This is a genomic window from Phenylobacterium sp. GW823-FHT02A09, from assembly GCF_058797775.1.
Window position 1 is genome coordinate 1,046,690 of the sequence record NZ_JBXAJZ010000002.1, and the last position, 19,376, is coordinate 1,066,065.

Below are 19,376 nucleotides of genomic sequence, written 5' to 3' on the forward strand. Positions count from 1 at the left end.
CTCCGCAGGGAGGCCCCATGTCCCAGACGCCGCACCAGCGCGCGGAAGCCGAGCTCACCGCCTACGGCCTGACCTTTCCCGAGACCACCGCCGGCCCCGCCTGGGCGTTCACGCGCGGTCTCTATATGCGCCAGAAGATGTTCGCCGTCTTCGGCGACAAGGCCCAGCCGCTCGACGCGCTCACCATCATCGTCAAGCTGCCGATCTCGGCGGAGATGGCTGCCGACCTGCCCTTCGTTCGCGAGGCCAGGGGCTGGTACAAGCAGCACGACTGGGTCACCGCCGACTTCGGTCCTGACGACGACATCCTGGCCGAACTTGAGACGCTCAAGGCCTGGCTCAAGCAGAGCTACACCGCGGTCGCCCCTCAGAAGCTGAGCCGGCAGACCCCATGAGCCGAGAGAAGTACACGCGCCCCGTGCCCGGCGGCCGGGGCCTCTGGTGGACCGACCGGCTGTGGGCGCTGAGCGCCGGCCTGCCGGTGGAGCAGGTGAAGCTCGCCGACATCGCCGAGTTCGACATCGACTGCTGGTTCCAGGAGCGCCACGTTCCCACGGTCCGCAAGGTGGCCGAGCACGCGCAGCGGATCTTCGACGCCGATCTCGCCTATCCGGTGATCCTCTGCGCCGACGGCCGGCTGATGGACGGCGGCCATCGCCTCGCCAAGGCCTGGATGGAGGGCCGCGAGGAGATCGCGGCGGTGCGCTTTCCGGTCACTCCGGAGCCTGACGAGATTCTCTAGCCGCCGGACAGCGCCCCGAAGATCAGCACCTCGTCGGCGTCGCCCACCGCCTGGTCGATGTCCTTGGCGCGGTCGCCGTTCTTGAAGATGCGCATGTGGCGGCGGATGCGGTCCTGCTCGTCGATCACCCGGAACTTCAGACCGGGAAAGCGCCGGTCGAGGTCGTCGAGCACCTGGGCGATGCTGCCGCCTTCCGCCGCCAGCCGGCTGGCGCCTTCGGTGTAGGAGGTGAGCTGCGAGGGGATGAACACCTGAACCATCAGAGCGGCGCCGCCACCACGGAATAGATTTCCGGCAGGTGCCGGGCGATCGGCCGCCAGCCTTCGCCCTCGTCGTCGCTCATCCAGACCTCGCCGTTGGTGGCGCCCAGATAGAGCCCGACCGGATCGTTGGCGTCGGCGCAGAAGGCCTGTCGCTTGACGGTGAACCAGCCCTGCTCGGTGGGGAACCCCTGATCCTGGCGTTGCCAGCTCTGGCCGGCGTCGCGGGTGCGATAGGCGGCGGGCCGCCCGCCTGGACTGGTGCGCGGCCAGACCTCGGTGCCGTCCATCGGAAACACCCAGGCGCTGTCGGCGTCGCGCGGGTGCGGGACGATGGTGAAGCCGATGTCGCCGATCTCCTGGGGCATGGCCTGGCCGATCCGGTCCCAACGCTCGGCCGGGCGGTCGAGGCGATAGATGCCGCAGTGGTTCTGCTGCCAGATGCGGTCGGGCATGGTCGGGGCCAAGGCGATATAGTGCGCGTCCTGGCCGTACTCCGGATAGGGGTCGGGAAAGAAGTTGGCTTCGACGCCCTGGTTCAGCGGCTTCCAGCTCGCGGCCTGGTCGAGGCTTTCGAACACGCCGCCGGTCGAGGTGGCGATGTACATGTGGCGCGCATCGCGCGGATCGATCTGGATCTGGTTGAGCAGCGCCCCGTCGGGCGTGCCGCCGTCGGCCGGGCACCAGTCCCAGTATTTCGGATGGTCGTTGAAGCCGGCGACGCTGTCCCAGGTCGCCCCGCCGTCGGCGCTGCGGAACAGGCCGGGCGGCGAGGCGCCGGCCCACCAGACACCCGGCTCGCCGGCATGACCCGGCTCCAGCCAGAATGCATGGTCGACCGAGCGCGCCGGTCCGTCGCCCTCGACCTTGGGAAAGGCGGGCGGTCGCTGCGCCTCTATCCAGGTCGCGCCATCGTCCGTGGAGCGGAAGATCGTCGGGCCAAGATGGCCGGTCGAGGCGGCCATCAGCAGGGTCTTTCCGTCGCGCGGATCGAGCACCAGGTGGTTGACGATGTGGCCGAGGAAGATCGGACCCTGCACCGACCACGTCCGTCGCGCGGCGTCGCTGCGATAAATCCAGGCGCCCTTGCGGGTGCCGACGAGAAGCTGAACTGCGGCCGACATCTGGACCTCCCGTTCGTCTCTTTGCGGCGAGCATAGCACCCGCTTGCGGCCTGCGGCGCCACCGGGAGGTGCTTGACTCTCTCGTCGCCGAAACTAGAACAAAAGTAGAACTTCGGAGAACGAAAAGCCATGTCCGGTTTTCGCGACAGCCGCCTGGCGGCTCTCAAGGCGAAGATCGCCGCCCTCGAGGCGGGCGGCCGGGCGGACTCCGAATCCCTGCCTTTCGGGGCGGGTGCGATCGATGCCTGCCTACCGGGCGGCGGGCTGCCGCTGGGCCAGTGGCACGAGCTGCTCGGGGCCGGGATGGAGACCGAGCTCGGCGCATGCCCGGCCGCGTTCGCCGCCCTGGCCGCCGCACCGCTGGCCCGCCGCGGACAGGCGGTGTGGATCCTGCGGCGGGACGATCTCTTCGCCCCTGGCCTGGTCGGGCTCGGCTTTCCGGCCGAGCGGCTGATCCAGGTCTGCGCCCGCGACGAGGACGAAGCCCTGGCGGTGGCCGAGGACGCGCTGTCGACCCTCGGCGTGGCCGCCGTCTTCGCCGAGGTGGAGGGGGTGGACCTGACCGCCGGCCGACGGCTGCAGCTGGCCTGTGAAAAGCATGGGGCCACCGGCTTCATGATCCGCCGCCGGCCCTATGGCGGGCAGGCGCGCAGGGAGACTGCGGGCTCGGCCGCCGCCACCCGCTGGAAGATCACGCCTGCGCCCAGCGAACCTGGGCCAGGAGAATTCGGCCTCGGCCCGCCGCGTTGGCGGGTCGAACTGGAGCGCTGCCGGGGCGGGCGGACCGGCGCGTGGCTGATGGAAGCCGAGGCCGCATACACCTGGGAGGCCGAGAATGGCCCGCATCCTCTGCGTCTGGTCGCCGAACTGGGCGATCGCCAACTGGCGCCGGCGGAACGTCTCGCAAGTTGATGGGCGACGCCCAGGTCCTCCTCCTCTGGGGGAGGTGGATCGGCGCGAAGCGACGAGACGGAGGGGGACTTCTCTCAAGTCGGAGGAGTCAAAGTCCCCCTCAGTCAGCCATACGGCTGACAGCTCCCCCAGAGGGGGAGCATCTGAGGCCCCCCGGCCCTTCGCCCTGGTCGAAACCGTCAAGGGCGCCCGGCGGCTGGCGGCGGCGGACAAGGCCGCCAGGGCGCTCGGCCTGTTTCCGGGACAGAAGGCGACCGACGCCATGGCGCTGGTTCCCGATCTGGTCGTCGCCGAGAGCGAGCCGGAGGCCGACGCCGCGGCCCTGACGGCCCTGGCCGACTGGTCTGTGCGCTATTCACCGGCCGTAGCCGAGGATGCGCCGGACGGCCTCTTCCTCGACATCAGCGGCGTTGCCCACCTGTGGGGCGGCGAGGCGCAGCTGCTCGCCGACTATCGCGCCCGGCTGGGGGGCAATGGGATCTTCGTGCGCGGCGCGGTCGCCGACACGCCCGGCGCGGCCTGGGCGCTGGCTCACTACGGCCAGGGGGCGGAGATCATCGCGCCGCCGAACGGCCAGGCCGACCTGCTGGCCTATCTGCCGCCGGCCGCCCTGCGGCTGGAGCCGGCGGCGGCGGCGCAGATGGAGCGGCTGGGCCTGCGGTTGCTGCTGCAGATCCTGGGCCTGCCGCGCGCGCCGCTGGCCCGCCGCTTCGGCCAGCAGACCCTGGTGCGGATCGACCAGGCCATGGGCCGCGCCGAGGAGGCGTTGAGCTTCCGCCGCCCGCCGCATCCCTGGTTCGCGCGGCTGGCCTTCTTCGAGCCGATCAGCGCCCTGGAGGACCTGCAGCGGGTGACCCGCGACGTCGCCGCCAAGCTGTGCGCGCGCCTGGAGCAGGAAGGGCGGGGCGCGCGCCGCTTCCGCCTCGTCTTCCACCGCCTCGACGGGCGAGCCTTGCCGCTGGAGATCGGGATGGCGCTCGCCGCCCGCGACCCGGCCCGGATCGCCAAGCTGCTGGCGCCCAAGCTGGAGACCATCGACCCCGGCTTCGGGATCGACGTGGTCACGCTTGAGGCCGAGGCGGTGGAAGCGGTGTCCGGCCGCCAGGTCCGGCTGGACGCCCGCGCCGAACCGGCGATCGAGGAGGGGCTGGGGCCGTTGGTCGACCGGCTGAGCAACCGCCTGGGCGGTGAGCGGGTCTGGAAGACCGCGCCGGTGCAGAGCCACGTGCCGGAACTGTCGGCGCGCCCGGCCGCGCCGCTGGCCGCGGTGCCGCCGCGGGCCTGGAGCCCGGAAGCGCCGCGGCCGCTGCGGTTGTTCCGCCAGCCCGAACCTCTGGACCTGGTCATGGCCCTGACCCCCGACGACCCGCCGCGGCAGTTCCAGTGGCGCAAGCGCCTGCACCGGGTGGCCCGCGCTGAAGGGCCCGAGCGCATCGGCGAGGAATGGTGGCGCGGCGACATCAATGACGTCAGCGTCAGTCACGTCCGCGACTACTACCGGGTCGAGGACCAGGACGGCGCGCGGTTCTGGGTCTATCGCGAAGGCCTCTACGAAGACGGCGTCCCGGCCCGCTGGTGGCTGCACGGGGTGTTCGGATGACCCGCTACGCCGAACTCCAGGCCGCCACCAATTTCTCGTTCCTGCGCGGGGCCTCGCACCCGTGGGAGCTGGTCTCCGCCGCCGGCATGCTGGGGATGGCGGCGATCGGGATCACCGATCGCAATTCGCTGGCCGGGGTGGTGCGGGCCTGGACGCAGATGCGTTCGATGAAGGATACGCCCTTTGCGGTGAAGGCCCTGACCGGCTGCCGGCTGGACTTCGCAGACGGCACGCCGTCGCTGCTTTGCTATCCCTCCGACCGCGAGGCCTATGGCCGCCTGACCCGGTTGCTGACGCTCGGCCAGCTGCGGGCGGAGAAGGGCGGCTGCGAGCTGCACTGGTCCGATTTCGCAGACCATGCGCAGGGCCAGCTGGTCCTGATCGTGCCGCCGGCCCGCCTCGACGAGACGTTCGAACGCCAGGTGGTGCAGATCGGCGGCGACCTGCGCGGCGACGTCTGGCTGGCGGCGTCACGCGACTACGGCCCGCGCGACCTGCAGCGGATCTCGCGGCTGGCGGCCCTGGCCGAGCGGTCCGGCGCGCCGATGGTCGCCACCAACGACGTCCTCTATCACGCAGCCGAACGCCGACCGTTGCAGGACGTGCTGACCTGCATCCGCGAGACCTGCACCATCTACGAGGCCGGGCTGCGGCTGGCCGCCAACGCCGAGCGGCACCTGAAATCGCCGGCCGAGATGGACCGGCTGTTCGCGCGCTATCCGGGCGCGGTCGAGCGCAGCCTGGAGATCGTCGAGCGGATCGAGTTCGACCTTGGCCAGCTGAAGTACGAATACCCGGACGAACCGGTGCCGCCGGGCAAGACCGCGATCCAGCACCTGCGCGACCTGACCTGGGAAGGCGCGAGCTGGCGGTTCGACAAGGGCATGGGCGACAAGGAGCGCCGGACCCTTGAGCACGAGCTCGACCTCATCGAGAAGCTCGGCTTCGCCAACTATTTCCTGACGGTGCACGACATCGTCCGCTGGGCGCGCGAGCAGGACATCCTCTGTCAGGGCCGCGGCTCGGCGGCCAATTCCTGCGTCTGCTTCTGCCTGGGCGTCACCGCGGTCGACCCGACCAAGGCGGACCAGGACCTGCTGTTCTCGCGCTTCATCTCCGAAAAACGCGGCGAGCCGCCGGACATCGACGTCGACTTCGAGCACGCCCGCCGCGAGGAGGTGATGCAGTACGTCTATCGCCGCTACGGCCGCGACCGCGCCGCCATCGTCGCCACGGTCATCCACTACCGCCCGCGCATGGCGATCCGCCAGGTCGGCAAGGCGCTGGGCCTGACCGAAGACGTCACCGCCGCCTTGGCCGGCACGATCTGGGGAAGCTGGGGCGAGGAGGTGCCCGACAGCTACATCGTCCAGGCGGGCTTGGATCCGGCCAATCCGGAGATCCGTCGCGCTGTGCGGCTGGCGACCGAACTGCTGAAGTTCCCGCGCCACCTGTCGCAGCACGTCGGCGGTTATGTGCTGACCCAGCGGCGGCTGGACGAGACCGTGCCGATCGGCAACGCGGCGATGAAGGACCGCACCTTCATCGAGTGGGACAAGGACGACATCGACGCGCTGGGCCTGATGAAGGTCGACGTGTTGGCGCTCGGCATGCTGACCGCCCTGAAGAAGAGCTTCGACATGATCCCGGCGGAAGACGCGGGGCGGCCGATCACCGACATCGCCCACATCCCGCAGGAGGTCCCCGAGGTCTACGACATGCTCTGCCGCGCCGACTCCATCGGGGTCTTCCAGGTCGAGAGCCGGGCGCAGATGTCGATGCTGCCGCGGCTGAAGCCGAGGAAGTTCTACGACCTGGTCATCGAGGTGGCGATCGTCCGCCCCGGTCCGATTCAGGGCGACATGGTCCATCCGTACCTCAAGCGCCGCGACAAGATCGAACCGGTCGACTATCCGCGGCCGGGGCCGGAGCATCCGCAGGACGAGCTGCAGGCCATCCTCGGCAAGACCCTGGGCGTGCCGCTGTTCCAGGAGCAGGCGATGCGCATCGCCATCGAGGCGGCCAAGTTCTCCGACGACGACGCCGACGGCCTGCGCCGCTCGATGGCCACCTTCCGCCACCTCGGCAGCGTCGGCGAGTACGAGACCAAGTTCCTGGAGGGCATGAAGAGCCGCGGCTACGACCCGGCCTTCGTCGAACGCTGCTTCAAGCAGATCGAGGGCTTCGGCTCCTATGGCTTCCCCGAGAGCCACGCGATCAGCTTCGCCCTGCTGGTCTACGCCTCGGCCTGGGTGAAGTGGCGCTGGCCGGACGCCTTCCTGGCCTCGCTGCTGAACAGCCAGCCGATGGGGTTCTACCAGCCGGCCCAGCTGGTCCGCGACGCGCGCGAGCACGACGTCGAGGTGCGGGGGCCGGATGCGCTGGCCAGCGACTGGGACTGCACCCTGGAGCCGGCGACCCGCGAGGGCCGCCTGCGCGCGGTGCGGTTGGGGCTGCGCCAGATCAAAGGGTTCAGCGAGGATGAGGCCAAGCGGCTGGCGGCCGCGCGGGCCGAGGGCGTGCGCAGCGTCGAGGGCTTCGCGGTCCGCGCCGGGCTGTCGCGGCGGTCGCTGGAGCTGCTGGCCGAGGCCGACGCCTTCGCCGGGCTGGGGCTGTCCCGCCGCCAGGCGCTGTGGGCGGTGAAGGGGCTGGCCGACCAGTCCAGCAGCCTGAAGACCGCGCCGCTGCTGGCCGCCATGGGGGTCAAGGAGCATCAGGTCGAACTGCCGCTGATGAGCCCGTCGCACGAGGTGGAGGAGGACTACCGCACCACCAGCCTGTCGCTCCGCGCCCATCCGATCAGCTTCTTCCGCGAAAGCCTCAACAGCCTGGGCGCGGTCCGGGCGGCGGACCTGAAGACCCTGCGCGACCGCAAGCTGGTCTCGGTCGGGGGGCTGGTGCTGGTGCGCCAGCGGCCGGGCACCGCCAAAGGGGTGACCTTCCTGACCCTCGAGGACGAAACCGGGGTCGCCAACATCGTGGTCTGGCAGGACGCCTTTGCGGCCAACCGGCGGCTGGTGATGACCTCGTCGTTCATGGTCGTGCACGGCCAGATCCAGAGCGAGAGCAACGTCATCCACGTGGTCGCCCGCCGCTTCACCGACCTGTCGCACCGCCTGGCCGAGTTGAAAGCCGAGGACGGGCCGGCGCCGCAGATCCGCAACCGGGTGACCGGCGGCCTGATCCGTAGCCGCGACTTCCACTGAGGCTTGACCGCGGGGCGGCGTGGCCGAATTCTCCCACGCCGCTCAAGGGGGAACGCGATGCTGCGTGCGATCGTCTTCGGAAGCCTGCTTCTGGCCGGGGCCGCCCAGGCCGCCGACGGGCCGAAGGTCAAGGTGGAGAGCGGGGTGCTGGTCGGCGCCCAGACCGACCGCGCCAGGATCTTCCGCAACGTGCCCTACGCCGCCCCGCCGGTCGGCGAGCTGCGCTGGTCGGCCCCGAAAAAGCCGCTGGCCTGGAGCGGCGAGCGCGACGCCACCGCCAACGGCCCCTCCTGTCCGCAGAAGATGAACGCCGACGGCACGCCGAACGAAGGCAGCGCCAATGGGCCGGTCAGCGAGGACTGCCTGCAGCTCAACGTCTTCGCGCCGCTGGAGGCCAAGAAGGCGCCGGTGATGGTCTGGCTGCATGGCGGCGGCCACAAGACCGGGGCGGGCTGGATCTATGACGGCCAGAACTTCGCCCGCGACGGCGTGGTGCTGGTGGCGATCAACTACCGCCTCGGCCCGCTCGGCTACTTCGCCCATCCAGCGCTCGGCAAGGATCAGGGCGGCAACTATGGGCTGATGGACCAGGTCGCGGCCCTGCAATGGGTCAAGCGCAACATCGCCGCCTTCGGGGGCGACCCGGCGAACGTCACCGTCTTCGGGGAAAGCGCCGGCGGCGCCAGCACCCTGGCCCTGCTCGCTGCGCCCGCCGCCAAGGGCCTGTTCCAAAAGGCCGCGGTGCAGTCGGGCGGCGGCTGGAGCGCGCCGGAAACACTGGCGCAGAAGCAGGACGAGGGCGCGGCCCTGGCGGGCAAGCTCGGCGCGCGCGACCTGGCGCAGCTACGCGCTCTGCCGGCTCAGGCCCTGGCTGACGAAGGCGCAGGCGCCGACTACGGCCCGTTCGTCGACGGCCGCGTGCTGAAAGAGACGCCGGCCCAAGCCTTCGCCGCCGGCCGTGAGGCCGACGTCCCGCTGATCATCGGCGCCAATTCCGGCGAGGATTCGCTGCTCGGCCGGCGCTTGCCGGGCGCGTCCGCCATGGCCGCCGAGATCCCCGAGGCGGTGAAATCGGCCTATCCGGACGAAGCGGCGAGGGGCGACGAGACCCTGGTGCGCGCCGCGTTCGGCGACCGCTACATGGTCGGACCGGCTCGCTGGTTGGCGAGCAAGGCGGCAGATGGAAAGCCGGCCTGGCTTTACCATTTCAGCTACGTGGGGTCGCGCTTCCGGCCGATGGGGGTGACCACTGCGGCCCACGCCGCCGAGATCCAGTACGTGTTCGAGTACTGGGGCCGACGTACGCCGCTGAGCATGGTGGCGGCCGACGACCGGGCCATGGCCGACCTGATGCACGGCTGCTGGGTCGCCTTCGCCAAGACCGGCGCGCCCAAGTGCGCGATCGCCTGGCCGGCCTATGACGTCGCCCGTGATGAGCTGGTCGAGTTCGGGGCGACGAGCGGCGTGCGGACCGGATTTCGCAAGCGCCAGCTGGACGCCCAGGAACAGGTCGCGCTGCCAAGCCTGGCCGTGCCGGAGAACTGAATCGCCAAGCTCGGCGTTCTGAGACTCTGGCCGCAGGGGAGTCTTGGAACATGGCCGCACGTCCGACATGGCAGGGCTATCTGCGACTGTCGCTGGTGAGCTGCCCGGTGGCGCTCTACACGGCGACCTCGCGCAGCGCCGACGTCTCCTTCAACATGCTGCACAAGGAGACCCACAACCGCATCCGCATGATCCCCACCGACCCGGAAACTGGGCCGGTCGATCGGGCCGACATCGTCAAGGGCTACGAGATCGAGAAGGGCCGCTACGTCGTCGTCACCGACGAGGAGATCAAGAACGTGCGGTTGGAGACGACCCGGACCATCGACATCGAGCGGTTCGTCGATGCGGCCGAGATCGACCGCCTCTACTGGAACGATCCCTACTTCCTGACCCCCGACGGCGACCTGGCGGCCGAGGCGTTCGGGGTGATCCGCGAGGCGATGGAGGGGGCCGGCAAGCTGGCCCTCGCCCGAGTGGTGATGCACCAGCGCGAACGGCTGATGGCGCTGGAGCCGCGCGACCAGGGGATCGTCGCCTACACCATGCGCAACAACAAGGAAGTGAAGGATCCGGCCGAGTTCTTCGACCGCATTCCCGACGTGAAGGCCGACCCGAAGATGGTCGCCATCGCCGAGAAGATCATCGAGCAGCTCGAAGGCGCCTTCGATCCCAGCGAGTTCAACGACCGCTACGAGGACGCGCTGCGCAAGCTGATCGCCGACAAGGAGGCCCACCACGGCGTCGTCTCGAAGCTCGAGGAGCCGAAGGAGGCCGAGGTCATCGACCTGATGGAGGCCCTGCGCCGCAGCCTCGGGGAGGGCGGGCCGCGACGCAAGACCGAGCCGCGCGGGGGCGCCAAAAAGAGCGCCCCGCGCAAGACGCCCGCCCGAAAGCGGGCGTCCTGACGGCGGTTACTGGAACATCCCGACGATGACCGAGGCGATCACGCCGGTGGCCGCGGCGGTCAGGATCACGTCGTTGTCGACGCGCGTGTAGTAGTAGCCGCGGGGCGGCGGGGGCAGGCGGTAGTAGTTGTAGTTGCTGATCCGGTAGCGGTCGGCGCGATAGGCCGGCGGCAGGCGGTCGCCGCGGTTCCAGTGACGGTACTGATAGCCCGGCGGGCGGTGATAGGCGCTGGCGCGGTACTTGCGTTCGGCCTTGCGGACGTCGCGGTCGTACTTGCGTTCAGCCTTGTCCATGCGCTTGTCGTAGTGGCGCTCGGCGTGGTCGCGGCGATCGTCGCCGCGGTACGGCTGAGCGGAGGCGACGCCCGCGCTGGCCAGGACCGACAGGGCGACGGCGGCGGTCAGAAACTTCCTCATAAGCTCTCTCCTATCGAACTGAGAGCCATCATGAGGGAGCGAGCTTGAGCCTGACCTGAACCGTACTGTTCGGCTGCGGTTCATCTTGGCGGCGAAGCTGTGGCCGATGTTTCAGCCCAGACGCTTGATTGCGGTTTCCAGCGGCCGTTCGCCCTCGGCGTAGTCGGCCCAGGCGTTGGTCTTGGCCAGCAGCGCCGGCGCCGTGCGGATCGTGTAACGCCGAGGATCGAGCCCCGCGCGCACCTGGCTCCAGGTCAGGGGGAAGGACACGGTCGCCCCGTCGCGGGCCCGCGGCGACAACGGCGCCACTGCGGTCGAAAGCCGGTCGTTGCGCAGGTAGTCGAGGAAGATCCGGCCCTGGCGGATCTTCTTGGCCATGTTGGCCACATAGCGATCTGGTTCATCGGCGGCCATCTGCTCGCAGAGCTTCTTGGCGAAGGCCTTGGCGGTCGGCCAGTCCAACTCGCCCTTCGGCGGGGCCAGGGGGGTGACCACGTGCAGGCCCTTGCCGCCGGTGGTCTTGCAAAAGGCGATGAGGCCCAGGTCCTCCAGCCGGTCGCGGACATCGCGGGCGGCGGCCACGACGGTGTCGAAGTCCACGTCGGGACCAGGATCGAGGTCGAAGATCAGCCGGCCCGGCGTTTCCGGCGCGTGCGGCCGACAGTTCCACGGATGGTATTCGGCGGCCCCGATCTGGGCCAGCGCGGCCAGCGCCTCGATGCGGTCGACCTGCAGATAGGCGGCGTGATCGCCGAACACCTCGACCTGCGACAGCAGGGGCGAGGCGCCCTTGCCGGCGTGGCGCTGAAAGAACTGCTCGCCGCCCAGGCCATCCGGAATGCGGATGATCGAGCAGGGCCGTCCCTCGATGTGCGGCATCATCCACGCGCCGACCGCTTCCAGATACTGGGCGAGGTCGAGCTTGGTGACCGGCGCGTCGCTGTCGGCGGAGTTCGGCCACAGGGCCTTGTCGGGGCTGGAGATGGTGACGCCCATCACGCTCGGATCGCCCATGCGCTTCCTCGGCGGTTCAGGTTTGGCGGGAGCGGCGGTGTCGGTTTCAACCTCGCCAGCCGGCTTGTCCTCGCGCAGGCCCTTGAACGCGCCTTGCCGAACCGCGCCACTGCCGGTGTGGCCGGCGAACTCGATCTCGGCGACCAGTTCGGGCCGCGCCCAGTTGATGTCGCCTTCCTTGCGCGGGGCGCCGGGGCCGCTGAAAGGGCTCTTGGCGGCCGCCACTGCTTCGAGCCGCGGCAGAACGCGGCTGACCACGGCGCTGCTGAAGCCGGTGCCGACCCGGCCGGCATAGACCAGCGCGCCGTCCTGGTAGCGACCGACCAGCAGCGAGCGCAGGCGTCCCTTCTCGCCGGTCCAGCCGCCGATCACCACCTCGTCGCCGGGGCGCAGCTTGGCCTTGCTCCAGGTGTCGCTGCGGCCCGAGCGGTAGGGCGCGGTCAGCCGCTTGGAGATGATGCCCTCAAGCTCGAGCCGCTGGGCGGAACGCCAGACCGCTTCACCGGACGCATCGAAGTGCTCGACATAGCGGATGGCGTCGTCGCGTCCGTCCAGCATCGCCTTGAGCCGCGCCTTTCGCTCGCTCAGCGGCAGCTCGCGCAGGTCCTCGCCGGCCTCGAACAGCAGGTCGAAGGCGTAGTAGATCAGCCCATCGCTTCGGCCATCGGACAGCGCCGCCTGCAGCGCCGCAAAGCTCAGTTTGTCGTCGTCGTCCAAGGCGACCGCCTCGCCGTCGAGGATGCAGTCGGGGAGATCGGCGGCCGCGTCGGCGATCGCCTGGAAACGCTCGGTCCAGTCCAGTCCTCTTCGCGTGCGCAGCCGGGCCTCGCCGCCGGAGACGCGCAGCTGCATGCGGTAGCCGTCGAACTTCACCTCATGGGCCCAGCCCGAGCCGTTCGGCGGTTTGTCCTGCGATCGGCAAAGCTGCGGCTCGATGAAGTCGGGCGCCGCGGCGGCCTTGCTCTTGGCCGGACGCGGCGCTGGCTTGGCCGCCGCGGGAGCCGGGCCTGCCGCGCCGCGCGGCTTGCTCTGCCACACGTCATCGGCGCGGCCCTGGCGGGCGGTCATGAAGGGGCTCGGCGCCTTGCCCTTGCCGGCGGTGATCTGCGCCATCTCGCGGCCCGACGCGACCGAGGTGTCGTTGTCCTTGAGCAGCGCGTCGTCGTCGCCTTCGCGGGCGAACGGGTCGCGGTGTTTGATCAGCAGCCAGTTGTTGCGCTCGCCGCCGTCGCGGTCGCGCTTCATCCGCACCAACACGAAGCCGCCGTGCAGGCGCTCGCCCTCCAGGACGATCTTCAGGTCGCCCTTTTCAAGGCCGGCATGGGCGTCGGTCCCAGGTTCGGGCGCCCAGAAGCCGCGGTCCCACAGCATGACCGTGCCGCCGCCGTACTGGCCCTTGGGAATGGCGCCTTCGAAGTCGCCGTAATCGAGCGGGTGGTCCTCGACCTCGACGGCCAGCCTACGTTCGTGGGGGTCGAGGGAGGGGCCCTTCGTCACCGCCCAGGACTTGAAGACCCCGTCCAGTTCCAGCCGGAAGTCGTAGTGCAGCCGGGTCGCCGCGTGCTTCTGGATCACGTAGCGCAGGTGCTTGGCCGGCTTCACTTTCGCCCGGCCGCTCGGTTCCGCCGTCTGGGTGAAGTCCCGCATGGACTGATAGCGGGCGAGCTTGTTCGCCATAGAAGGGTCCCTCGGCCGTCCGCGCGCGGTCGGATTCGCGCGTGGCGGCGAGCGCGTTCACGAACGCGTCCCGCCAGGCGGTGACGTCTTCCCGCTGGACGTTGTCGAAGAGAGCGCGCCAGCGCTCGATTCGCTCCATCAGGTCCATGGACAGCGCCCGGTGCAGCGCGTCGGCGATCTCCTCGGGGCTGTTGGGATTGACGATCAGCGCGCTCTTCAGCTGGTTCGCCGCGCCGGCGAAACGCGAGAGCACCAGCACCCCGGGATCGGCCGGATCCTGGGCGGCGACGAACTCCTTGGCCACGAGGTTCATGCCGTCGCGAAGCGGCGTCACCAGCGCGACCTTGGCGGCGCGGTAGATGCCGGCCAGCTCGTCGCGACGGTAGTTGCGGTTCACATAGCGGACCGGGTTCCAGTCGATGTCGGCGTACTCGCCGTTGATGCGGCCTGACAGCGCGTCCAGCCGGGCGCGGATCTCGCGATAGGCCTCGACGCTTTCGCGGCTCAGCGGCGCGATCTGCAGGAACAGCACCTCGCGGCGCAGTTCCGGATAGGTGGCGAGCAGACGCTCGAAGCCGAGGAACCGCTCCTCCACGCCCTTGGAGTAGTCGAGCCGGTCGACCCCGATGACCATCTTCCGGAACGCCGTGTGGGCGGACATCACGTCGAACGTGCGTCGCGCGATCGTGCTTTCGCTGAGTTCGGCGAAGTCCTGGGCGTCGATGCCGATCGGGAATGCGCCGGCCCGCACCGTGCGGCCGAAGGCGCGCAGCTGGCCCTCGCCGGTGACGACCCCGCGCGCTTCGTTGAGCACGTACTCCTCGAACGCCTGGCGGTACTCGGGGGTCTGGAAACCGACCAGATCGTAGGCGAACAGCGCCTCGACCAGCTGGCGGTGCCGCGGCAGGGTGATCAGCAGCTGATGGGCCGGCCAGGGGATGTGCAGGAAGAAGCCGATCCGGTTCTTGATGCCGAGTTCGCGCAGTTCGCGGGCCAGAGGGATCAGGTGGTAGTCGTGCACCCAGATCAGGTCGCCTTCCTCGATGAGCGGCGCCAGGGTCTCGGCGAAGCGGCGGTTGACCCGTTGATAGCCTTCGTCGAACGAGCGGTCGTAGGCGGTCAGGTCCTGGCGGTAGTGGAACAGCGGCCACAGCGTCTTGTTGGCGTAGCCGTTGTAGTACTCGTTGAGGTCGGCCTCCTCGAGGTCGACGGTGGCGACGGTCACGCCCTCGACGCGCTGCAGGTTGAGTTGGCCGGTGAACTCCGGCGCGGTCTTGCCGCTCCAGCCGAACCAAAGGCCGGAGTACTCGCGCAGCGCCGCAGCCAGGGCCATGGCCAGGCCGCCGACGGTTTCCTCGCCCTTGCCGGCCGGCGGCGTGACGCGGTTGGAGACGACGATCAAGCGGCTCATGCCGCGCCCTCCAGCCAGGACAGCGCCTCCTCGACGCCGTCCATGCGGTAGATGGCGGTGGTGCGGCGCTGCGGGCCGACCAGGACGCCATAGCCGCCCATCTGGCGCACCGCGAAGAAGCCGTGCTCGTCGGTCAGGTCGTCGCCCAGGAAGATCGGCTGCGCGCCCTTGAACGGGGGCTCGGTCATGAAGGCACGGATCGCATCGCCCTTGCTGGCGCCGGGCGTGCGCAACTCGACGACCATGTCGCCGGGTTGCAGGGTCAGGCCGGTGATCGTCGCGATCCGCTCGGCCAGGTCGATCGCCTCCTGACCGCGATCGGGCGCCAGCCGATAGTGCAGGGTCAGGCTGAGCGACTTGTCCTCGATCAACAGCCGCGGGTCGCCGGCGGCGAAGTCCTTCAGGGACGCGCGGGCCGAGGCCAGGCCCGGATGCGGCGGCGCTTCACCGACCACGCCGCGGGCGTCGCGGCGGACCAGACCGTGGATCGCCCCGACGCAGCCGACGCGGGCTTCGAGGATGCGGTCGATGTCGTTCAGCGAACGGCCGCTGACCACCGCCAGCCGCCCCTGCATTCGGGCCGCCAGCCGGCTCAGCAGATCATTGCGACGCCGGTCGGGACCGACGTCCTCGGGGCGCTGGGCGATCGGGGCCAGCGTTCCGTCGAGGTCCAGGAACAGGGCGGCGCCTTCCAGCGCCAGCCGGGTTGGCGGCCGTTCCAGGCCGATGCTCAGTTCGTCGATACTCATACGCACCTTTGCCCCGCAGCCGAACGACAAACGCCCGACCGGGCGGTTCGATCCGGCGCCGCGTCGGCGCAAATCTTCCGCCGGAGGGAACGGGGTCCGTCAGAAGGGCTTGACGTCGCACGTGCGAACGACGCTATGCGCACACGAAATCGTTTACTCGCGAAAAGGTGACAGCAGATGGCCGAGCAGCCCCTGGCCGACGTTATCGTGCTCTTCGGCGGGACGGGCGATCTCGCCCAGAAAATGCTGTTCCCGTCGTTGTATAATCTGGATGCGGACGGTTTCCTCGGCGAGCGCTTCGGAATCATCGCTACGGCGCGCGCGGAAATGACCCGCGAGGCCTTCGTCGCCCAGATCAAAGAGGCCGTCTCGGCCCGGGTCGGCGGCGGCGGACTGGACGCCAAGACCTGGGCGCGGTTCGAAAAGCGTCTGCAGTACGTCGGCGCCGACGCCACCACGCCGGACGGCGCGGCGGAGCTCAAGGCGGCGCTCGGCGACGCCAAGACCCCGATCTACTACCTGGCCCTGTCGCCCAGCATCTATGGCCGCGTCTGCGCGGCCCTGGCCGGGGCGGGCATGGCCGGGCCGGGAACCCGCATCGTGCTGGAAAAGCCGATCGGTCGCGACCTGGAGAGCTCGAAGGTCATCAACGGCGCGGTGGCCGCGGTCTTCCCGGAGGAGAGCATCTTCCGGATCGACCACTATCTCGGCAAGGAGACGGTTCAGAACCTGCTGGCGCTGCGTTTCGCCAACACCCTGTTCGAGCCGCTCTGGAACAACCTGACCATCGACCACGTGCAGATCACCGTGGCAGAGACCGAGGGCGTCGGCGACCGCTGGCCCTATTACGACGAGTACGGCGCGCTGCGCGACATGGTGCAGAACCATATGCTGCAGCTGCTCTGCCTGGTGGCGATGGAGCCGCCGTCGGACATGGAGCCGGACAGCGTCCGTAACGAGAAGGTCAAAGTGCTGCGCTCGCTGCGGCCGGTGACCCGCGCCGACGTGCAGACCGTCAGCGTCCGCGGCCAGTACACGCCGGGCGTCACCTCCGGCGCGGCCGTCGACGGCTACGAGGCCGAGCGCGGCCAGCCGACCGGCACGGAAACCTTCGTGGCGCTGCGCGCCGACATCGACAACTGGCGCTGGGCCGGCGTGCCGTTCTTCCTGCGCACCGGCAAGCGGCTGCCCGAGCGGCGGACCCAGATCGCCATCCAGTTCAAGCCGGTGCCGCACTCGATCTTCGAGGGCGCGGCCAAGGCGGACATGGCCGCCAACCGCCTGGTCATCGACCTGCAGCCGGACGAGGACATCGAACTGCTGCTGATGAACAAGGCCCCGGGGCTGTCGGAGCGCGGCATGCGCCTGCAGTCGCTGCCGCTGTCGCTGTCGCTGGCCAAGGCCTATTCGGGCCCCAACTCGCGCCGCCGGATCGCCTATGAGCGGCTGATCCTCGACGTCATCCAGAACAACAGCACGCTGTTCGTCCGCCGCGACGAGGTCGAGCGGGCCTGGGAGTGGATCGACGGCGTGGCCGACGCCTGGCGGGAGTCTTCGATGGCGCCCAAGCCTTATGCGGCGGGCAGCTGGGGGCCGGCCGGCGCCTTCGCCCTGATCGAGCGTTCGGGCCGGGCCTGGTACGACTAGTCCAGGTCGATCTTGAAGCGGCGGCGCTCGCCGCTCTCGCAATCGGTCAGCTCGACCTCGTCCTCGTGGACGAGGTCGGCGAACTCCAGGGCGGCGTCCTCGAAGCTGGCGCCGACGATCTCATAGGTCGCGCCGCCGGCGGCGCGGGCTTCGTAGCGGTGCAGGGTCTGCGTGGCATGGAACATGGGGCCGCCCTTTCAGCGTCTCCCCACTAGGAATCCATGATTCGCCAAAAGGATTCATCGGACAGACGCCCACGGCCGCGACAACATCGTCGCACAGTTGATCAGCCCGACCAGCGAGTAGGTCTGCGGGTAGTTGCCCCAGAGCTCGGCGCCGTCGAAGGCGATGTCCTCTGACAGCAGGCCGGCGGCGGTGCGGCGGTCCAGCATCTCCTCGAACAGCTGGCGCGCCTCGTCCGAGCGGCCGGAGAGATGCAGCGCCTCGATGAGCCAGAACGTGCAGAAATTGAACGCCGTCTTGGGTTCGCCGAAGTCGTCGGGGATCGCATAGCGCAGCATGTAAGGCCCGCGGCGAAGACCCTTCTCGACCGCGGCGATGGTCGCGGCCATGCGCGGGTCGTCGGGGCTGACGAAGCGCACGTCGACCAGCTGCAGCAGGCTGGCGTCGAGCTCGTCGCCCTCGAAGGTGGCGGCGAAGCGGCCGAGCTTGGGGTTCCAGGCGCGTGTCTCGATGGCCTTGCGGACCTCGGCGGCGCGAGCGTTCCAATGGTCGGCGCGATCAGTCAGGCCGAGCTTGCGGGCGGCGTTGGCCAGCCGGTCGCAGGCGGCCCAGCACATCACCGCCGAATAGGTGTGGATGCTCTCGCGGCCGCGGAACTCCCACAGGCTGGCGTCGGGCTTGTCGTGCATCTCGAACGCGCGGTCGCCGACGCGCTCCAGCGCCTTGAAATCCTCGACGTTGGCCGGGCGCAGCAGGCGCTCGTCGAAGAAGGCCTGGACGGTGGACAGGATAATTTGTCCGTATACGTCGTGTTGCAGGTGCTCGTGCGCCTGGTTGCCGATCCGCACCGGCCCCATGCCGCGATAGCCGGGCAGGTGCTCGGCGAAGTGCTCGGTCAGGGCCGGCTCCATGCCGACCCCGTAGAGCGGCTGCACATGGCCGCCGGCGGTGCGGTCGACGAGGTTGCGCAGGTAGCCGAGATAGTTCTCGAGCATGTCCGCTGCGCCCAGCCGGTTCAGGGCCTGGACCACGTAATAGGCGTCCCGCAGCCAGCAATAGCGGTAGTCCCAGTTGCGGCCGCTCTCGGCGTGCTCGGGGATCGACGTGGTCAGGGCCGCGACGATGGCCCCGGTCTCCTCGTGGGCGCAGAGCTTGAGCGTGATGGCGGCGCGGATCACCGCCTCCTGCCATTCGAGCGGGACGGCCAGGTTGCGCACCCAGCCGCGCCAGTAGGACGTGGTCTCGCCCAGCATCCGCTCGCAGGTCGCGGCGAGGTCGGCGTCGAAGCCTTCGTCAGGGCCGAGGAACATCGACACCGGCTGCTCCAGCCGGAAAAGGCGCTCGGAGGTGATATGCGACACCGGGGCGTCGGTGGTCAGCCGCAAGGTGGTGTCGCCCCCGACGAAGCGGATGTGGTTGGAGCCGGTCGTGTGGTCTGCGGGCCGTTCGCCCCAGTTGACCATGGGCCGCGCGCGGATCCGGATCTTTGGTGTTCCGACGATCGGACGCACCAGGCGGATAATGGCGAGGGGCCGATAAATCCTGCCGAACTGCCGATAGCGGGGGCAGAAGTCGATGATCTGGACCATCGCCCCGTCGGCGTCGGTGACCTCGGTGCAGAGCACCGGGGTGTTGCGCAGATAGCTCTGGGCGACGTGCACCGGGTTCTCGACCTGGATGTCCCAAAACCCATGCGCGTCTGGATTTGCGCCCGGTTCCTCGCCGAGCAGGGTGCAGAACATGGGGTCGCCGTCGACGCGGGGCGCGCAGGCCCACACCAGTCGTCCGGCGCGGTCGATGAGGCCGCTGGCCGCGCAGTTGCCGATCGGGAAGAGGTCGAGAGTCTGGGTCATTCGTCAGGAATTCGCGAAGCGCCTCCAGGTTCTTGCCGATTGTGCAGGTCGGGCGTTCTCGAATCGACCTGGATCGGGGAAAGACTCCCTTCGCCTGCCGGTTGGGCCATAGTGCGGCCCGATCCGAT

General features: G+C 69.6%; 15 protein-coding genes and 1 pseudogene. 8 read left to right on the forward strand and 8 right to left on the reverse strand.

Going from position 1 to position 19,376, the window contains the following annotated elements; translation table 11 throughout:
- Nucleotides 1-17: 17 nt before the first annotated feature.
- Nucleotides 18-395 (forward strand): MmcQ/YjbR family DNA-binding protein, encoded by a 378-nt coding sequence (locus AC1Q87_RS12405; RefSeq protein WP_492609225.1) that lies wholly within the window; start codon nucleotides 18-20, stop codon nucleotides 393-395.
- Nucleotides 392-742 (forward strand): hypothetical protein, encoded by a 351-nt coding sequence (locus AC1Q87_RS12410; RefSeq protein WP_492609226.1) that lies wholly within the window; start codon nucleotides 392-394, stop codon nucleotides 740-742. Before AC1Q87_RS12405 ends, AC1Q87_RS12410 begins: the two co-directional genes overlap by 4 nt.
- On the opposite strand, the gene AC1Q87_RS12415 is transcribed toward AC1Q87_RS12410, so the two are convergent.
- The gene (locus AC1Q87_RS12415; protein WP_492609227.1) at nucleotides 739-1,002 is read right to left on the reverse strand and encodes a MoaD/ThiS family protein; all 264 of its coding nucleotides are present in this window, start codon (nucleotides 1,000-1,002) and stop codon (nucleotides 739-741) included. The two genes, AC1Q87_RS12410 and AC1Q87_RS12415, sit on opposite strands and share 4 nt — an antisense overlap.
- Entirely contained in the window at nucleotides 1,002-2,126 is a 1,125-nt protein-coding gene (locus AC1Q87_RS12420) for a WD40/YVTN/BNR-like repeat-containing protein (protein ID WP_492609228.1), read from the reverse strand. Before AC1Q87_RS12420 ends, AC1Q87_RS12415 begins: the two co-directional genes overlap by 1 nt.
- A 129-nt stretch (nucleotides 2,127-2,255) precedes the next feature.
- On the opposite strand from AC1Q87_RS12420, the gene AC1Q87_RS12425 reads away from it, so the two are divergent.
- From AC1Q87_RS12425 to ku, 5 genes are all read left to right on the forward strand, one after another.
- Nucleotides 2,256-3,038 (forward strand): ImuA family protein, encoded by a 783-nt coding sequence (locus tag AC1Q87_RS12425; protein ID WP_492609229.1) that lies wholly within the window; start codon nucleotides 2,256-2,258, stop codon nucleotides 3,036-3,038.
- A 166-nt stretch (nucleotides 3,039-3,204) separates the two neighbouring features.
- The gene (locus tag AC1Q87_RS12430) at nucleotides 3,205-4,638 is read left to right on the forward strand and encodes a DUF6504 family protein (protein ID WP_492609286.1); all 1,434 of its coding nucleotides are present in this window, start codon (nucleotides 3,205-3,207) and stop codon (nucleotides 4,636-4,638) included.
- Nucleotides 4,635-7,844, forward strand: a complete 3,210-nt coding sequence (locus AC1Q87_RS12435; protein WP_492609230.1) for an error-prone DNA polymerase — start codon at nucleotides 4,635-4,637, stop codon at nucleotides 7,842-7,844. Before AC1Q87_RS12430 ends, AC1Q87_RS12435 begins: the two co-directional genes overlap by 4 nt.
- 57 nt (nucleotides 7,845-7,901) lie before the next feature.
- Nucleotides 7,902-9,389 (forward strand): carboxylesterase/lipase family protein, encoded by a 1,488-nt coding sequence (locus AC1Q87_RS12440; protein WP_492609231.1) that lies wholly within the window; start codon nucleotides 7,902-7,904, stop codon nucleotides 9,387-9,389.
- Between the two features lie 50 nt (nucleotides 9,390-9,439).
- Nucleotides 9,440-10,297 (forward strand): non-homologous end joining protein Ku, encoded by an 858-nt coding sequence (gene ku / locus AC1Q87_RS12445; protein ID WP_492609232.1) that lies wholly within the window; start codon nucleotides 9,440-9,442, stop codon nucleotides 10,295-10,297.
- Nucleotides 10,298-10,303: 6 nt separating this feature from the next.
- Here the strand turns inward: ku and AC1Q87_RS12450 are convergent, their stop codons facing one another.
- The 4 genes and pseudogenes from AC1Q87_RS12450 to otsB all read right to left on the reverse strand — a co-directional run bounded on the left by AC1Q87_RS12450 (nucleotide 10,304) and on the right by otsB (nucleotide 15,565).
- Nucleotides 10,304-10,714 (reverse strand): RcnB family protein, encoded by a 411-nt coding sequence (locus AC1Q87_RS12450; RefSeq protein ID WP_492609233.1) that lies wholly within the window; start codon nucleotides 10,712-10,714, stop codon nucleotides 10,304-10,306.
- 111 nt (nucleotides 10,715-10,825) lie between these two features.
- Nucleotides 10,826-13,405 carry a DNA ligase D gene (gene ligD / locus AC1Q87_RS12455; RefSeq protein ID WP_492609234.1) on the reverse strand — a complete coding sequence of 860 codons (2,580 nt, stop codon included), beginning with the start codon at nucleotides 13,403-13,405 and terminating at the stop codon, nucleotides 10,826-10,828.
- A 106-nt stretch (nucleotides 13,406-13,511) separates the two neighbouring features.
- Nucleotides 13,512-14,816, reverse strand: a pseudogene (locus AC1Q87_RS12460) (alpha,alpha-trehalose-phosphate synthase (UDP-forming)); the annotation flags it as partial.
- Nucleotides 14,813-15,565, reverse strand: coding sequence for a trehalose-phosphatase (otsB, locus tag AC1Q87_RS12465; protein WP_492609235.1), 753 nt, complete (start codon nucleotides 15,563-15,565; stop codon nucleotides 14,813-14,815). The gene otsB and the pseudogene AC1Q87_RS12460, both read right to left, overlap by 4 nt.
- 177 nt (nucleotides 15,566-15,742) lie before the next feature.
- Between otsB and zwf the strand changes: the two genes are divergently transcribed.
- Nucleotides 15,743-17,212 (forward strand): glucose-6-phosphate dehydrogenase, encoded by a 1,470-nt coding sequence (gene zwf, locus AC1Q87_RS12470; RefSeq protein ID WP_492609236.1) that lies wholly within the window; start codon nucleotides 15,743-15,745, stop codon nucleotides 17,210-17,212.
- Here zwf and AC1Q87_RS12475 read toward each other — a convergent pair.
- Nucleotides 17,209-17,397, reverse strand: coding sequence for a DUF5961 family protein (locus AC1Q87_RS12475; protein WP_492609237.1), 189 nt, complete (start codon nucleotides 17,395-17,397; stop codon nucleotides 17,209-17,211). The genes zwf and AC1Q87_RS12475 overlap by 4 nt on opposite strands.
- Before the next feature lie 54 nt (nucleotides 17,398-17,451).
- Nucleotides 17,452-19,248 carry a glycoside hydrolase family 15 protein gene (locus tag AC1Q87_RS12480; protein ID WP_492609238.1) on the reverse strand — a complete coding sequence of 599 codons (1,797 nt, stop codon included), beginning with the start codon at nucleotides 19,246-19,248 and terminating at the stop codon, nucleotides 17,452-17,454.
- Between the last annotated feature and the right edge of the window lie 128 nt (nucleotides 19,249-19,376).

Coding starts and splice junctions, on each gene's coding strand:
- AC1Q87_RS12405 (WP_492609225.1), top strand. CDS start 18: ATGTCCCAGACGCCGCACCAGCGCGCGGAAGCCGAGCTCACCGCCTAC.
- AC1Q87_RS12410 (WP_492609226.1), top strand. CDS start 392: ATGAGCCGAGAGAAGTACACGCGCCCCGTGCCCGGCGGCCGGGGCCTC.
- AC1Q87_RS12415 (WP_492609227.1), bottom strand. CDS start 1,002: ATGGTTCAGGTGTTCATCCCCTCGCAGCTCACCTCCTACACCGAAGGC.
- AC1Q87_RS12420 (WP_492609228.1), bottom strand. CDS start 2,126: ATGTCGGCCGCAGTTCAGCTTCTCGTCGGCACCCGCAAGGGCGCCTGG.
- AC1Q87_RS12425 (WP_492609229.1), top strand. CDS start 2,256: ATGTCCGGTTTTCGCGACAGCCGCCTGGCGGCTCTCAAGGCGAAGATC.
- AC1Q87_RS12435 (WP_492609230.1), top strand. CDS start 4,635: ATGACCCGCTACGCCGAACTCCAGGCCGCCACCAATTTCTCGTTCCTG.
- AC1Q87_RS12440 (WP_492609231.1), top strand. CDS start 7,902: ATGCTGCGTGCGATCGTCTTCGGAAGCCTGCTTCTGGCCGGGGCCGCC.
- ku (WP_492609232.1), top strand. CDS start 9,440: ATGGCCGCACGTCCGACATGGCAGGGCTATCTGCGACTGTCGCTGGTG.
- AC1Q87_RS12450 (WP_492609233.1), bottom strand. CDS start 10,714: ATGAGGAAGTTTCTGACCGCCGCCGTCGCCCTGTCGGTCCTGGCCAGC.
- ligD (WP_492609234.1), bottom strand. CDS start 13,405: ATGGCGAACAAGCTCGCCCGCTATCAGTCCATGCGGGACTTCACCCAG.
- otsB (WP_492609235.1), bottom strand. CDS start 15,565: ATGAGTATCGACGAACTGAGCATCGGCCTGGAACGGCCGCCAACCCGG.
- zwf (WP_492609236.1), top strand. CDS start 15,743: ATGGCCGAGCAGCCCCTGGCCGACGTTATCGTGCTCTTCGGCGGGACG.
- AC1Q87_RS12475 (WP_492609237.1), bottom strand. CDS start 17,397: ATGTTCCATGCCACGCAGACCCTGCACCGCTACGAAGCCCGCGCCGCC.
- AC1Q87_RS12480 (WP_492609238.1), bottom strand. CDS start 19,248: ATGACCCAGACTCTCGACCTCTTCCCGATCGGCAACTGCGCGGCCAGC.